Raw genomic sequence first — 13979 nt, 5'->3', positions numbered from 1 at the left:
GCGTCCTTCGGCGGGGGGAGTCTGATCAGCCATAAAGCGCCTCCTTGAACGGGCCCATTCCGATGCGGCGATAAGTGTCGAGGAAGCGTTCCTCGCCCTCGCGTTCGCGTTCGTAGACGCCGGTGACGGTTTCGACCGCGTCCACGATCCCGTCCTCGTCGAAACCGGGGCCGGTGATCTTGGCGAGGCTCACATCCTCCGCCTCGCTGCCGCCGAGCGACAGCTGGTAGTTCTCGACGCCCTTACGATCGACGCCGAGAATGCCGATATGGCCCGCATGGTGGTGGCCGCAGGCGTTGATGCAGCCCGAAATCTTCAGCTTCAGCTGACCCAGCGTGGCGGTCTTCTTCGTTTCGGCGAAGCGCTGCGCGATCTTCTGCGCAACCGGAATCGAGCGCGCATTGGCAAGGCTGCAATAATCGAGCCCCGGGCAGGCAATGATATCCTCGATCGTGTCGAGATTGGGACTGCCGAGCCCCGCCGCGTCGAGCGCGGTCCACAGGGCGTGGAGATCGGCCTTTCTGACATGCGGCAGGACCACGTTCTGCGTGTGCATGACGCGCAATTCGTCGAAACTGTAACGCTCGCCGAGATCGGCCATCACGCGCATCTGCTCCGCCGTGGCATCGCCCGGAATTCCGCCGACCGGCTTCAGACTGATGACGGCGGAAACGTAGCCCGGCTGCTTGTGCGGGATCGTGTTGCGATCGACCCAGAGGGCGAAATCGGGATCGGAGCGGTCGATGTCCTCGTTCGCGTGTGCGTCGAACTCGGGATCGGCGAAGAAGGTCCGGATGCGCTCCAACTCGGCGAAGGGCGGTTCCACGCCAGAATCGAGCAGGTGCTGGAATTCTTCCTCGACCTGGCGGGTATATTCCTCGGCGCCCAGTTCATGGACAAGGATCTTGATCCGCGCCTTGTATTTGTTGTCGCGCCGGCCGTAGCGATTGTAGACGCGAAGGCACGCCTCGGCATAGGTTACCAGCCGGTCCAGCGGCACGAAGTCGCGAATGCAGGGCGCGATCATGGGCGTGCGGCCCATGCCGCCGCCGACATAGAAGGCCGCGCCCAGTTCGCCCGCTTCGTTGCGCACGATGTTGATCCCGATATCGTGCAGCCGCATCGCCGCGCGGTCCTGCTCGCTGGCGATCACCGCGATCTTGAACTTGCGCGGAAGATAGCTGAATTCGGGGTGGAAGCTCGACCATTGGCGCAGCAGCTCGGCATAGGGACGCGGATCGACGACTTCGTCCGCCGCAGCGCCCGCGAAATGATCGGAGCTGATATTGCGGATGCAGTTCCCGCTGGTCTGGATGGCGTGCATTTCGACTTTGGCGAGATGGGCGAGAATATCGCCCGCATCTTCCAGCTTGATCCAATTGTACTGGATGTTCTGGCGCGTGGTGAAGTGGCCGTATCCGCGGTCGTATTTCTCCGCGATATCGGCCAGCGCGCGCATCTGCGCACCCGACAGCGTGCCGTAGGGAATGGCTACGCGTAGCATATAGGCGTGCAATTGCAGATAGAGCCCGTTCATCAGCCTTAGCGGCTTGAACTGGTCTTCGGACAAGGTGCCTTCGAGACGGCGGCGTGCCTGATCGCGGAATTCCTCCACGCGGGCATCCACCATCTGTTGGTCGTATTGGTCGTAACGGTACATCAGATCACCCACTTGCCGATTTCGGGATCGGTCGGTTTGAGGGTCAGGTCGGGCCGCACGGTCGGGCCGAGCGCCCGGACGCGGTCCTTGATATGGGCCGGACGCGGGCTGCCCTCGTGCATCTCGGCATCGATGGCGTAGGGGACATTGACGCGGCGCGCGGCTTCCTCGCGGCTCGCGATCTCGTCTTCCTGGCCGGTGACGTCGACGGCATCCTCGACATGGATCGACCAGTCGCTGCCGGTCCACCACGTCACCGCGCCGGTTTTCAAATCATTGCCGGTAAGAAGCTTCATCGGACGAACTCCTCCACACAGGCGGCAACGTGTATATCGTCGCGCGCCGTCACTTCGCCGATCACAATCAGCGCCGGGCTCACCACCCGCTCGCGCTCCACCATGTCGGGCAGACCCGCCAGCGGGCCGCGCAGCACGCGCATATCGGGCCGGGCGCCGTTTTCGATCACGGCCACGGGCATGTCAGGGGCGAGGCCGTCGGCCATCAGCTTCTCCGCGATCTGCGGCGCGGTCTTGATGCCCATATAGATGACGAGCGTACGGCCCTTGCCCGCAAGGCCCGCCCAGTCCTGCTCCGCCAGGCCCTTGCACTGGCCGGCCACGAAGCTGACGATGCTGGACGCGTCGCGATGCGTCAGGGCGATGCCGGCTGCCGCCGCCGCGCCGTTCGCCGCGCTGACGCCGGGGACGATTTCGACCCGAACGCCCGCAGCCTGCGCGGCCTCCATCTCCTCACCCCCGCGCCCGAAGACGAAGGGATCGCCGCCCTTGAGGCGCACGACATCGCGGCCCTTGCGAGCTTCGCGCACGAGCAGGGCGTTTATATCGTCCTGGGGAAGCGTATGATGCGCACGCCGTTTGGCGACCGAGACCAGCCGCGCATCGGGCCGCGCGAGCGCCAGGATCGATGCGTCCACCAGACCGTCATGCACGATCAGGTCGGCGCTTTCGATCAGGCGCGCGGCGCGCAGCGTCAGCAGGTCGGCATCGCCTGGGCCTGCGCCCACGAGATGGATTGTTCCGGGTTCTACCATGCGGGAAAGATGCGCGTGGTGAGGCGTGGGCGCCAATCAGAATGGATGCGCCGCCGCACAGCAAAGCTTTTGAAATCAGCGCTACACCGCGGGGTAGCTAGTCTTTCGGCGGCTTGACGGCTTGGGCATCCTCTTGCGCGCGGCCGTTTTCGTCGGCCTTGCGTTCCGCCAGCGCATCGACCAGCCGCTCGAACTGCTTGTTGCCGCGCAGGTTGAGATCGCGCTGCGGGAACGGGATTTCGATGTCGTTTTCCTTGAACAGCCACCACAGCCGTTTAAGCACCGCGCTGCGCACATTGCCGACGCCGTCTTCGGGATCCTGTATCCAGCAATGGATCACGAAATTGACCGAGCTGTCGCCATATTCGCTCATCCACACTGTGGGCGGCGGGGCCTTGAGCACGCGTGGGGCGTCGACGGCGGCCTCCAGCATCAGCTTTTCGGCCAGCTCCATGTCGGCCTCGTAACTGACGCCGACATAGACCTGCATGCGCACGTTCTTGCTGGAATAGGACCAGTTTTCGACCTGATTGACCATCAGGTTCTCGTTCGGGATCAGATATTCGCGCTGGTCCCGCGTGGTCACGGATACCGCGCGCACGCCGATTTTTCTGATCTGGCCGAAGCTTTCCTGGCCCGCCATGTCGGTGACGGCGATGACGTCGCCCGGCTTGATCGACTTGTCCATCAGCAGGATGATCCCGGCGATGAGGTTACCGAAGGTCTTCTGAAGCCCGAAACCGATCGCGAGGCCGAATGCGCCCGAGAACACCGCCAGCGCGGTCAGATCGATGCCCAGAAGGTCGATCCCGATGAAGAATGCGCCTGCCCAGACGACGATGGAAAGGATCTTCTGGCCCAGCAATTGCTGCGTATCGTCCAGCTTGGTCACGCGCCGCAGCACGCGCTGGAGCATCTTGCTGAGCAGCCAGGCGGCGGTAATGACCGCCACGATGATCAGCAGGACGACGAGGACGTCCCACAGCGAAAGGCGGAAATTGCCGACGCTGATCGCCAGCGAATCCACCGCATCGAGAAAGCCGCCGACCGTATCGCTCTGCGACGAGACCGCTTCGCGCAGGCCCTCGGCAGCGGCGACGCTGGTCTCGACCTCGCGCGCCGGCGGGGCGAGATCCCAGGCCTGTTCGATGGCCGGCGTGGCGGATGCAGTCGGGGTGGGCGGTGTCGGGGCGGTCATCGATGATCCATGGCGGCAAACGCCTGCGTGAGGTCGGCGATCAGGTCGCGCGGGTCTTCGAGACCGATCGATAGGCGAATGGCGCAATCCTCGCCAGCCTCCCATTCCGGGCGCGGCCACGCCATCCGTTCGCGGATCGGCGCGATATCGACGGGAAGCGCCAGGCTTTCGAACCCGCCCCAGCTATAGCCGATCCCGAACAGGTCGAGCGCGTCGATCAGGCGGCAGCGTGCCGCATCGTCGCGATCCTTGAGGACGAAGCTGAACAACCCGCATCCGCCGGTGAAATCGCGGTGCCACAGCTCATGGCCGGGTGCGCCGGGCAGCATGGGGCACAGCACATGGGCAACCTCGCTCCGATCGAGCAGGAATTCGGCCAAGGCAAGCGCGCTGGCGCTCGTCCGCTCGAGCCGCAATTGCATCGTGCGCAGGCCCCTCAGCGCAAGCGCGGCATCGTCGGGCGAGACCACCTGGCCCAGTTCTTGCGCGGTCGAGCGGAGCTTTTTGTACCATCGCTCGCCCGCCGTGGCGCTGCCCATCATCAGGTCGGAATGGCCGCCGACATGCTTGGTTAGCGCCTGCACGCTGATATCGCAGCCTCGCTTCAATGCGGGAAAGCCCAGCGCGGTCGCCCAGGTGTTGTCGATCAGGCTGACGGCACCCCGGTCGCGCGCGATCCGCGTCAGCTCGGGAATGTCGCAGACCTCCATCGAAAGGCTGCCGGGATTTTCCAGCCACACCGCGCGGGTCCGCTCGCAGAACAGGTCTTCGTAGGCGGCGATATCGAGCGGATCGAAGAAGCGCGCTTCCACGCCGAGGCGCTTGAACAGGCCCGTCGCCATGGAGCGGCTGGGATCGTAGGCGTTGTCCGTCACGAGCAGGACATCGCCCGGGCGGCAGACCGCCATCAACGCGCCCGCGATCGCGGCGACCCCGCTGGGATAGAGCACGGTCCCATGCGCGCCCGGCTCCAATTCGGTGAGCGCATCGGACAGGGCCCATTGGGTCGGCGATCCGCGCCGTCCGTAGAAGAACCGCCCGTCCTCGTTCTTGCGCGGCCCTTCGCGAAGCGCGGCGCAATCGGCGTAGAGATGCGTGCTGGCGCGATAGACTGGCGGATTCACCACGTGCGGATCGGGGCTGCGGCCCGCAACGGCAAGCGTGGTGGCGGTCTTCACGGATCGGGGCGGGTTTCGCATCGTGCCCTTCGACAGAAACGCCGCCCACAAATCAAGAGGGACCGATCAGGAAGCCGTGCCCAATTCCTTGGGCGTATCCGCATCCGCGCCCCATTCTGCCCAGCTTCCATCGTAGAGCGCTGTGTCGTCGCGCCCGATCAGATGCAGCGCGAACAATACCACCGAAGCGGTCATCCCGCTGCCGCAACTGGCCACGATCGGGCGATCCGGTTCGATCCCGGCCTTCGCTACCGCTGCGCGCAATTCGGGAAGGGTGCGATAGGTGCCGTCCTCGCGGAACAGGTCGCAGAAGAAGAGATTGCGCGCGCCGGGGATGTGGCCGCCCGGAAGATCGTGGACCGTGTCGACACTAGCCCCGGTGAAGCGATCCGCATCGCGCGCGTCGACCACCTGCTCCACCCCGCTGTCGAGATTGGCGAGCATGTCCTTCTTCGTCCGCACGATGGGACGCTCCGGGCGAGCTTCGTAAACGACCTCTTCCGGCGCAACGGAACCGCTTTCGACGGGGCGATCCTCCGAGCGCCATTTCGCCCATCCTCCGTCGAGGATCGCCACGCGATCATGGCCGAAAAGGCGGAGCATGAACCAGGCACGCGCGGCGCTCTTAATCGCCGAATCGTCGTACAGGACGATGCGGCTGTCCGTCCCGACGCCCAGCGCGCCGAGCCGGTCGGCCAGCTGCTCGCGCCGGGGCAGGGCGCCCGGCACCGCACTGGCGGTGTCGGTCAGGCTGGCGAGATCGAGAAAGCGCGCGCCGGGAATATGCGCTTTTTCGAAATCGCTCCTGGGATCGCGCTCGACATCGGGCAGGTGCTTGCTCGCATCCAGTACCACCATATCCTCGTCGCCCCAATGCGCGGCCAGCCAGTCGGTCGATACGAGCGAATCCACGGCAAACTCCTATTTCGGTGCGGGGCGATCCAGCACGCGCTGCGCGAGCGGTTCCCACGATCGCAGCCCTTCGTCCATGCGGAAGGGCTGCAACCGGCTCGATCCGTTGCCCGCCGCCTGGCCGACCGCGAAAGTGCGCGCGAAAGGCGCCGCATCGGCCGCAGTCGCCCGCAGCCGCATCAGGGGCACGAGCAGGGCCGTATTGCCTTGCCGGATCACGTCGGCCTGAGCGAGAGGGAGCTGCACGCTCCCTTCGAAGCGGGCGGACTGGCCGGTGGCGAGCCGTCCGAACACCTGTCGCGGGGTCAGCGGTCTGTTCTCGTCCAGCACCTGCTCGTCGACCGGGCGCGATCCGCTGGCGGAGGCGAGATCGGCTTCGAGCACGACTTCGCTCAGTGCCCGGGCGCCGCGATTGAGAATGGTGATGCGGTAATACAGCGTCGCCGCCATGACGCTGCGCGACAGGCGCAGCGGTTCGAAGCGGACGCTGAACGGCGTGCCATTCGCCGCGTCGGTCATGGGGGGCAGCGGCGCGGCGGCGGCGGTAGCTGCGGCGGCCGGAGCAGCAGCTGGCGTCGGCGTCGGGGCGGGCACCGGAGCCGCAGCGGGCTCGGCTGGGGGCTGAGGTGTCGGTTCGGGCGTCGGCGCGGACTGCGGCCCGGCCTCTTCGCGCCGCACGCGAGGCGGTTCGATCGTGGGCACGGCCGCGTTCGCGCGCCGCCGCGTCCAGGCAAAGGCTGCTGCGGCCGCCGCCAGCGCGATCAGGGCGGCGATCCACCACCACGAATCGCCTTCATCTTCGGTCGTCTCCACCGGCGCGGCTTCGACCGGTGTGGGCGTCGGCGCGCTCGATATCGCCGGGCTCGTTGCGGTCGGTAACGGAGTGGTCGGCGCGTCGTCCAGCGCGGGCGGCAGGTCGGGGCTCGGAATCGGCGTCGGTGCTGGCGGAGTGTCCGGAGCCGGGCTGGGCACTGCGCTCGGTCGCGGGGTCGGAACGCGCGACGGCGCTGGTGCTGGCGCGCGCGTCGGTGCCGGTGTCGGCGTGAAATTGGGCAGGCGCAGTGTCGGCCTGGGCGATGGCTGGGGAGCGGGGGTCCGTGTGGGCGCGGGCGTCGGGGCGGCAGTCGGCCTCGGCGCGGGGCTGGCCGTCGGCGTGGGGCGCGGCGTGACCGGACCGCTTTCGCTGTCCACCGGCCCTTGCGTGGTGGGGCTCGCGGTTGGCGTCGGATTGGGCGGAAGCTGAAAATCCTGCACCGATTGCGCCCGTAGCGCGCCGGACGGCGCCGCAGCGGCAAGAACGAACAGGGGCAAGGCGACAGAGGCGAGAAGGCGGGTCATCATCGGATCGGTTCGGGATTGGGGTGCGAAAGAGCTCGCGAAGTTGCGCTAAATAGGGAGTGAAGCGGGCGCTTGCCAAGCTCTCGCTTGCACCGCGTCCACGATGCGGGCAGAGGCGCGGCATGGGCGACACACCTGATCCCAAGTTTCTCGGCGCCAACACGCCGCTCCCCACCTCTCCCGAAGAGGCCGAACTCGATTACGTTCCCAATCCGAGAGCGGGCGAGCTTTATATGGTGCGCTTCGCCGCGCCGGAATTCACCTCGCTCTGCCCGGTCACCGGCCAGCCCGATTTCGCGCATCTCGTGATCGATTACGCGCCCGGCGAAACCATCGTCGAAAGCAAGAGCCTGAAGCTCTTCCTCGGCAGCTTCCGCAACCATTGCGGCTTTCACGAGGATGTGACCGTCGGCATCGGCAAGCGCCTGTTCGACGAGATGCGCCCGCGCTGGCTGCGGATCGGCGGTTACTGGTATCCGCGCGGCGGAATACCGATCGACGTGTTCTGGCAGAGCTCTGCTCCGCCGAAGGATTTGTGGCTGCCCGATCAGGGTGTGGCCTCCTACAGGGGAAGAGGGTGATGAGCGATCTGAAGGCTAATCTGCCGAAATACGCGCTGTGGGCGGCGCTGGCGCTGCTCGTATGGTTCGCCATCGCCGTGTTCGGCCCGAAGATCGGGCTGATCGGCTGGAAGACCGGCTTCGGCTTCATGACGGTCACGGCGGGTCCGTGGCTGATGGGGATCGTGGCGCTGGTGGCGCTGATCGCATTGTTCCTCGCCCTGCGCGGCAATCCGCGCGGGCCGGTTTGGAAGGCCGCGATCGCGCTGGCGATTCCGGTCGTGCTCTTCATGGGCCTGCTGTCCGTGCGCGCTGCGGGGGAAGCCGCGCCGCCGATCCATGACGTCGCGACCGATCTCAGGAATCCGCCCGCCTTTTCGGCGCAGACGATGCAGATGCGCGAGGAATGGGGCGCGAACCCCGTGGTCGATTACGGTACGCCGCTGGGTCAGCTCGATCTGTGGAAGGATCGCGTCGATGGCGATCTCGCCGTGCAGAACCACGCCGACGTCATCGCCGCCAATTACACCGATCTGCGTCCGATCCCGGTCGGCAACGCCACGCGCGAACAGGCGATGAATGCCGTGGTCGCCGCGATGGGCGAAATCGGCCTCGACGATATCCGCGCCGACAATGCGACCGGTATGGTCGAAGGCGTGGCCGAGACTTTCGCTTACGGCTTTCGCGACGACGTGGTGGCGCGCGTGACCGACAGTCGCATCGATCTGCGCTCGGCGAGCCGGGTCGGCGTCAGCGATCTGGGCTACAACGCCGATCGGGTGCGCGAATTGTCGGACGCGATCCGCAGCAGGCTCGGAAGCTAAGGACCTGGAATCAACGGCCTGAGAAGCGCGCGATCCAGCGGCGGTCCAGCCAGTCCTTGAGCCGCCGCAGCCAGCGCGCCTTCAGGCCGAAGGCGCCGTAGCTGAGGATGCTCGTGCCCCGGCAGGTGTTGAACAGGTAGAAGTCTTTGCCGAACGGCGAATACGTCGCCAGATCGCTGCGCCCCGCGATCAGGCGGCGCAGATTTGTCGCCAGCACCGGCCCTGCATAGACCGCATGCACGCCTGAATGGCGCACGCGGACATCGGTGCGCCGCGCGACATCGCCCGCGGCGAGGATGTGGGGAAGGCCCTCCACCTGTTGGGTAGGGCCGACGCGGATAAAGCCGTCTTCGTCCACCGGAAGCCCGCTCTCGCGCGGCCAGGAGGGCGCGCCGCTGCCGACTGCGGCGAGGATCGCGTCGAAAGGTTCGATCGCTTTGTCGCCCACGGTGAGAGCGCCGTCGTCGTCCAATTGCGCTTCGCCGGTAAGGACGGTGATTTTCTGGCTTTCCAGCTCGCGCTCCACCACGCGGCGGGCTGCGGCGGGATGGCCGGGGATGAGGCCGTGTTCGCCTGCGATCAGCAAGACATCGGGCTGGCTCGTGGAATTGCGCGCCCCGAAAGCGAGTTCGACACCGCCCGCGCCTCCGCCGATCACGGCGATGCGGCGCGGCGGGGCGGTGTCCTCGGCTTCGCTCCAACGCTCAATGAAGCCGTCGATCGGCCTTATGTCGATCAGTCGCGGATCGCGTCCGACCAGATTTTCCGCCCGGCCCGCGCCGCCGATGGCGATGGAGCAGACATCGAAAGCGATGCGCTCGCCCGTTTCGAGGAGGACTTCGCGGCTGACGGGATCGAGCCCGACCGCGCGGCAGCGACGCCAGTCGATCCGCGCCTCGCGCACCAGCGGTGCCAGCGCGATGCGGGTCTCCTCGTCGCGATATTCGCCCGCCATCCAGCCCGGCACCATGCCCGAATACTGCATCGCGTCACGCGGCTCGACGAGGATCGTCCGTACGGGCGGCGAGCCATGCTTCAACCAGTCGTCGATTACGCCAAGATGCGCGTGACCCGCCCCCAGAAGGACGATCGTCGGACCGCTGTCGCTCACCCGAGAACCGGTCCGCGACCAGCGGACCGCAAGCGCGACCGCGCGCCCGCAGCGACCAAAGGAAGTGAGAATATCGCGCTCGCAAAAGCGAGCGCCCAAACAAAAATGGTGCCGGTTAGAGGATTCGAACCCCTGGCCTGATGATTACAAATCAACTGCTCTACCAACTGAGCTAAACCGGCCCGATGCGTCATAAGCGCGAGGCGAACGCCCTTCGATCATAGCGCGCCGAAAGTCCAGCCCTCGGTGCGGGCGATGGCGGGCGTAAGCTGCGCCGGAGCCCAGCGACGGGCTTCTCCTGCCACCTTGCGCAGCCATGCGGCGGTCAGCAGCGCGTCGGAAGAATGGTCGTCGATCGCGCCGTCGCCACCAACTGGCGGCGATCCCAATACGGCCAGCGCCTCGTTCAATTCGGCGAAGCTGCGCATCTTGGCTCGCGCGACGCTGCGCCCGGCTTCCAATGCGGCGAGGCTGGTGTAAATCTCGACCGCGACCGATCCCGTGTCGGGCAGCGGATCGATGGGCCAGACGGGCAGCCTACCGCGCAGGCGATGAAGCATACGCATTCCGGTCAGGCTCGACTTGCCGACCTGGGCGGCGCCGACCAGGTTGAAATTGGAGTAGGGTTTGCAGCCCATACCGGCCTGCGCCTGTTCGGTGACGCGGAAACGGCCACGGCCATGTTCGGCGCCGTCGCAGCGGAAATGCAGTCCCGTTGCAGCGCCGTTGCGAAAATAGGGTGCGAAGCGCGGATCGGCGACGAAGCTTCCCGCTTCGAGGTTCGAATCCTCTGCGCACACCGCGTCGATCAGCGCCCAGAGAGCGGGCGCATCTTTTGGACTATCCTCCAGACCGGGAAAATAGGCACCGCAATCCGCGAAGGGCAGAGCAATGCCGAGGTCCATTCCGACCAGCGTATCGGGCGGCAGATCGTCGCGCAGCAGCGCAAACACGTCCTCGCGCCCCCAGCCGCGCCCGCGATCGATCAGGACGGGCGGGCCGCCCTCGCCATCGGCGAAGGCGAGCGCGATGCCCTTTTGGCGCGGCCCCTTCGCGCCCGACCAGTCGATGGCGAGGAAATGTTTAAACCGCACCCCGTTCCCGCCGCAATTTACCCCAATAATCCAGCCGCTTCTTCACTTCGCGCTCGAACCCGCGATCGACGGGCTGGTAATAGGTCTGCGCGTCCATCTCGTCCGGCCAGTAATCGTCGCCGGAAAACCCTTCCTCCGCATCGTGGTCGTAAGTGTAGCCCGAACCGTACCCGATCTCCTTCATCAGCTTGGTCGGCGCGTTGAGGATGTTCTGCGGGGGCATCAGGCTGCCGGTTTCCTTCGCGTTGCGGAAACTCGCCTTCATCGCCTTGTAGGCCGCGTTCGATTTGGGCGCGGTGGCGAGGTAGATGCAGGATTGGACCAGCGCCAATTCGCCTTCGGGCGAGCCGAGAAATTCGTAGGCATCCTTTGCTGCCATGCATTGGACCAGCGCATGCGGGTCGGCCATGCCGATATCCTCAACCGCCATGCGGACCAGCCTGCGCGCGAGAAAGCGCGGCTCCTCGCCAGCGGTCAGCATCCGCGCGAGGTAATAGAGCGATGCCTGTACATCCGACCCGCGCACCGCCTTGTGGAGTGCGGAAATCAGATTGTAATGCCCTTCGCGGTCCTTGTCGTAGACGGCCACGCGGCGTTGCAGGAAGGCCCCCAGAGCGGCGGGATCAAGGGCTGCGTCGAGCTTCGCGTTATAGAGCGTTTCCGCCTGATTAAGCAGGAAGCGCCCGTCTCCATCCGCGCTCGCCACCAGCGCATCGCGCGCCGGATCGGTAAGGGGGAGGGGGCCTTCCAGCTCTTCTGCGCGGGTCAGCAATTGTCCCAGCGCCTCACGATCGAGCCGCTGAAGAATCAGCACCTGCGCGCGGCTGAGCAGAGCGGCGTTGAGCGCGAAACTCGGGTTCTCGGTCGTCGCGCCGACCAGCGTGACCGTTCCGCGCTCCACGAAGGGGAGAAATCCGTCCTGCTGGGCGCGGTTGAAGCGGTGGATCTCGTCCACGAACAGCAGTGTCCGCTGCCCGGCCTCGGCGGCCTTGTCGGCTGCGGCAAAGGCTTTCTTCAAATCCGCTACGCCGCTGAACACCGCGCTGACGCTTTCGAACCGCATTCCGACGCTGTCGGCGAGCAGCCGGGCGATCGTCGTCTTCCCTGTGCCGGGCGGCCCCCACAGGATCATGCTGGAAAGGCGCCCTGCCGCCACCATCCTCCCGATCGCGCCTTCCGGCCCGGTCAAATGATCCTGGCCGATCACCTCGGCGAGATTGGCGGGCCGCAGCCTGTCGGCAAGCGGCGCGTCCTCGCGCGGTTCGGCAGGGCGGGTCTGGGGCAGGTCGTCGGCGAAAAGGTCGGCCATGGATGGGGACTTAGGCATTGGCGCGCCGATTTGCCATCATGCGCGATTGGGATAAGGTACAGTCGGGGTCCGAACAGGGGAGCCGACGATGGATCGACGGATGACAACGCCATGGCACCTTTGGGTGGTCGGCGTGGTGACATTGTTGTGGAATATGATCGGCGCGGCGGATTTCATCTTTTCGAATCTGCGCAGCCCGTTCTGGTTCGAAGCGATGCAATATCCTCCCGAGGGAATCTCCTATCTCGATGCGTTTCCGTTCTGGGCAAGAATAGCCTGGGGCATGGGCACGATCGGCGCGTTTCTGGGCTCTTTGCTGTTGCTGCTTCGCAGCCGCCTGGCGGTGATCGCCTTCGCGCTGTCGCTGGTGGGCATCCTGCTCACCACGATCTACGAAGCGGGTGCGGTGATGCCGCCGGAACTCGAAGCGATGCAGCCCGCATGGTTTCCGATCCTGCTCTGGAGCGTGGCGGTCTTCCTTCTGATCTACAGCTGGTCGCTGCGGCGCAAAGGCGTGCTGCGGTAGATCAGCGATCCGCGCCCCGTTTCGCCTCTCGGTGCAGCCGCAGATAGGTGTCGACCACGGCCTGATTGATCGCATCCCAGGAATAGGCGCGGCTGGCCCTCTCGCCTGCCGCACCGTGGGCATGACGCAGCGCGTCGTCCCGGCAATAGGGGGAGATCGCGTCGGCGAACCCTTCCGGCGATCCCGCATCGACCAACGCGCCCGTCTCGCCATCCGCGACCAGGCTCGCGCTGCCGGTCGCTCCGGCGGCGACCACGGGCAGTCCGCTCGCCATCGCTTCCAGCGTGACGTTCCCAAAGGTTTCGGTGACCGAGGGGTTGAAGAAGATATCGGCGCTCGCCAGCGCTCGGCCCAGGTCCGGCCCGGTCTGGAAACCGGCGAAGATCGCATCCGGCATCGCTTTCTCGAACCAGGCGCGGGCGGGACCGTCGCCGATCACCAGCACCTTGTGCGGCACGCCCCGTTCGCGCAACATGTCCATCGTATCGGCGAACATGCCGAGCCCTTTTTCCATGACGAGCCGCCCGAGAAACGCGATCGCGACGTCGCAATCTTCGAGCCCGAGCCCACGGCGCCATTCCGGGTCGCGCTTCGCGGAATCGAAAATCGACCGATCGACGCCGCGCGACCAGATCGTCACGTCGTCATGCATGTGCTGATCGTGCAGCGTGTCAACCATGCTTTGCGAAGGCGTCACCAGTGCATCGCACTTGCGGTAGATGCCGCGCAGATACGCTTCCACCACCGGTTCGAGAAAACCCATGCGGTAAAAGCGCGGATAGGTTTCGAAGCGGGTATGGACCGAAGCGAGCACGGGAATATCGCGTCCGCGCGCCCATTTGACGGCGGCCCGCGCGCTGAAATCGGGCGAGGCGATGTGGACCATGTTCGGCGCGAACACGGCGAGATCGTCGCGCGTATCGGCATCGAGCCCGAGGGGCACGCGATATTCCGAGCGACCGGGAATGGGGATCGAAGGCAGGCTGACGAGATCGCCCTGCGGTTCGAAGGCGGGCGTGTCGATCGTGGGCGAATAGACGCGCAGGGCAGCGCCGCGGCGCATAAGATATTCCGCCAGTCGGTTCAGTGCCTTGTTCGCGCCATCCAGCGTCATATTGTAATTGCCGCTGAACAGGGCGATGCGGAGATCGGTCACATCCATCGCGGCGGGCCATAAGCCAGCGGGTCGCTTTTGGCGAGGGGCGAGAGCAGGCGATC

General features: G+C 65.8%; 15 protein-coding genes and 1 tRNA gene. 4 read left to right on the top strand and 12 right to left on the bottom strand.

The window, feature by feature from the left end; all coding sequences use genetic code 11:
• Positions 1-25: 25 nt before the first annotated feature.
• From J7347_RS06880 to J7347_RS06850, 7 genes are all read right to left on the bottom strand, one after another.
• Positions 26-1660 (bottom strand): nitrite/sulfite reductase, encoded by a 1635-nt coding sequence (locus J7347_RS06880; protein ID WP_209161449.1) that lies wholly within the window; start codon positions 1658-1660, stop codon positions 26-28.
• Complete coding sequence (locus J7347_RS06875; RefSeq protein WP_209161448.1) at positions 1660-1956, bottom strand: DUF2849 domain-containing protein; 297 nt, start codon at positions 1954-1956, stop codon at positions 1660-1662. The genes J7347_RS06880 and J7347_RS06875 overlap by 1 nt, the downstream gene beginning before the upstream one ends.
• Positions 1953-2711, bottom strand: coding sequence for a uroporphyrinogen-III C-methyltransferase (gene cobA, locus J7347_RS06870; protein ID WP_209161447.1), 759 nt, complete (start codon positions 2709-2711; stop codon positions 1953-1955). Before cobA ends, J7347_RS06875 begins: the two co-directional genes overlap by 4 nt.
• Before the next feature lie 97 nt (positions 2712-2808).
• Positions 2809-3909: a mechanosensitive ion channel domain-containing protein gene (locus tag J7347_RS06865; RefSeq protein WP_209161446.1), complete on the bottom strand. Its 1101-nt coding sequence runs from the start codon at positions 3907-3909 to the stop codon at positions 2809-2811.
• Positions 3906-5108 carry a cystathionine beta-lyase gene (metC, locus tag J7347_RS06860; protein WP_209161445.1) on the bottom strand — a complete coding sequence of 401 codons (1203 nt, stop codon included), beginning with the start codon at positions 5106-5108 and terminating at the stop codon, positions 3906-3908. The genes J7347_RS06865 and metC overlap by 4 nt, the downstream gene beginning before the upstream one ends.
• A gap of 45 nt (positions 5109-5153) precedes the next feature.
• On the bottom strand, positions 5154-5999 hold the full coding sequence (gene sseA, locus J7347_RS06855) for a 3-mercaptopyruvate sulfurtransferase (RefSeq protein WP_209161444.1): 846 nt from the start codon (positions 5997-5999) through the stop codon (positions 5154-5156).
• Between the two features lie 9 nt (positions 6000-6008).
• On the bottom strand, positions 6009-6701 hold the full coding sequence (locus tag J7347_RS06850; RefSeq protein WP_209161443.1) for a hypothetical protein: 693 nt from the start codon (positions 6699-6701) through the stop codon (positions 6009-6011).
• Here J7347_RS06850 and J7347_RS06845 point away from each other — a divergent pair.
• The 3 genes from J7347_RS06845 to J7347_RS06835 all read left to right on the top strand — a co-directional run bounded on the left by J7347_RS06845 (position 6694) and on the right by J7347_RS06835 (position 8721).
• Positions 6694-7242, top strand: coding sequence for a hypothetical protein (locus J7347_RS06845; protein ID WP_209161442.1), 549 nt, complete (start codon positions 6694-6696; stop codon positions 7240-7242). The two genes, J7347_RS06850 and J7347_RS06845, sit on opposite strands and share 8 nt — an antisense overlap.
• 217 nt (positions 7243-7459) lie before the next feature.
• On the top strand, positions 7460-7918 hold the full coding sequence (gene queF, locus J7347_RS06840; protein WP_209161441.1) for a preQ(1) synthase: 459 nt from the start codon (positions 7460-7462) through the stop codon (positions 7916-7918).
• Positions 7918-8721 carry a DUF1499 domain-containing protein gene (locus J7347_RS06835; RefSeq protein ID WP_209161440.1) on the top strand — a complete coding sequence of 268 codons (804 nt, stop codon included), beginning with the start codon at positions 7918-7920 and terminating at the stop codon, positions 8719-8721. Before queF ends, J7347_RS06835 begins: the two co-directional genes overlap by 1 nt.
• A gap of 10 nt (positions 8722-8731) precedes the next feature.
• Here the strand turns inward: J7347_RS06835 and J7347_RS06830 are convergent, their stop codons facing one another.
• The 4 genes from J7347_RS06830 to J7347_RS06815 all read right to left on the bottom strand — a co-directional run bounded on the left by J7347_RS06830 (position 8732) and on the right by J7347_RS06815 (position 12235).
• Positions 8732-9832, bottom strand: coding sequence for an FAD-dependent oxidoreductase (locus J7347_RS06830; RefSeq protein ID WP_209161439.1), 1101 nt, complete (start codon positions 9830-9832; stop codon positions 8732-8734).
• Between the two features lie 106 nt (positions 9833-9938).
• A tRNA-Thr gene (locus tag J7347_RS06825) sits at positions 9939-10014 on the bottom strand.
• A 36-nt stretch (positions 10015-10050) separates the two neighbouring features.
• Positions 10051-10926: a hypothetical protein gene (locus tag J7347_RS06820; RefSeq protein WP_209161438.1), complete on the bottom strand. Its 876-nt coding sequence runs from the start codon at positions 10924-10926 to the stop codon at positions 10051-10053.
• Positions 10916-12235, bottom strand: coding sequence for a replication-associated recombination protein A (locus tag J7347_RS06815; RefSeq protein ID WP_209161437.1), 1320 nt, complete (start codon positions 12233-12235; stop codon positions 10916-10918). The genes J7347_RS06820 and J7347_RS06815 overlap by 11 nt, the downstream gene beginning before the upstream one ends.
• 100 nt (positions 12236-12335) lie before the next feature.
• On the opposite strand from J7347_RS06815, the gene J7347_RS06810 reads away from it, so the two are divergent.
• Entirely contained in the window at positions 12336-12761 is a 426-nt protein-coding gene (locus J7347_RS06810; protein WP_209161436.1) for a hypothetical protein, read from the top strand.
• A gap of 1 nt (position 12762) precedes the next feature.
• Here the strand turns inward: J7347_RS06810 and J7347_RS06805 are convergent, their stop codons facing one another.
• Positions 12763-13923: a glycosyltransferase family 1 protein gene (locus J7347_RS06805; protein ID WP_209161435.1), complete on the bottom strand. Its 1161-nt coding sequence runs from the start codon at positions 13921-13923 to the stop codon at positions 12763-12765.
• Positions 13924-13979 lie beyond the last annotated feature (56 nt).

The organism is Erythrobacter sp. A6_0 (genome assembly GCF_017744235.1).
Classification (GTDB): Bacteria; Pseudomonadota; Alphaproteobacteria; order Sphingomonadales; family Sphingomonadaceae; genus Qipengyuania.
Note: the sequence above shows the minus strand (reverse complement) of the source record. Positions and strands in the feature narration are given on the sequence as shown.

What these genes read in the sequence shown, in the direction of transcription:
- J7347_RS06880 (WP_209161449.1), bottom strand. Translation starts at nt 1,660, where the DNA reads ATGTACCGTTACGACCAATACGACCAACAGATGGTGGATGCCCGCGTG.
- J7347_RS06875 (WP_209161448.1), bottom strand. Translation starts at nt 1,956, where the DNA reads ATGAAGCTTCTTACCGGCAATGATTTGAAAACCGGCGCGGTGACGTGG.
- cobA (WP_209161447.1), bottom strand. Translation starts at nt 2,711, where the DNA reads ATGGTAGAACCCGGAACAATCCATCTCGTGGGCGCAGGCCCAGGCGAT.
- J7347_RS06865 (WP_209161446.1), bottom strand. Translation starts at nt 3,909, where the DNA reads ATGACCGCCCCGACACCGCCCACCCCGACTGCATCCGCCACGCCGGCC.
- metC (WP_209161445.1), bottom strand. Translation starts at nt 5,108, where the DNA reads ATGCGAAACCCGCCCCGATCCGTGAAGACCGCCACCACGCTTGCCGTT.
- queF (WP_209161441.1), top strand. Translation starts at nt 7,460, where the DNA reads ATGGGCGACACACCTGATCCCAAGTTTCTCGGCGCCAACACGCCGCTC.
- J7347_RS06835 (WP_209161440.1), top strand. Translation starts at nt 7,918, where the DNA reads ATGAGCGATCTGAAGGCTAATCTGCCGAAATACGCGCTGTGGGCGGCG.
- J7347_RS06815 (WP_209161437.1), bottom strand. Translation starts at nt 12,235, where the DNA reads ATGGCCGACCTTTTCGCCGACGACCTGCCCCAGACCCGCCCTGCCGAA.
- J7347_RS06810 (WP_209161436.1), top strand. Translation starts at nt 12,336, where the DNA reads ATGACAACGCCATGGCACCTTTGGGTGGTCGGCGTGGTGACATTGTTG.
- J7347_RS06805 (WP_209161435.1), bottom strand. Translation starts at nt 13,923, where the DNA reads ATGGATGTGACCGATCTCCGCATCGCCCTGTTCAGCGGCAATTACAAT.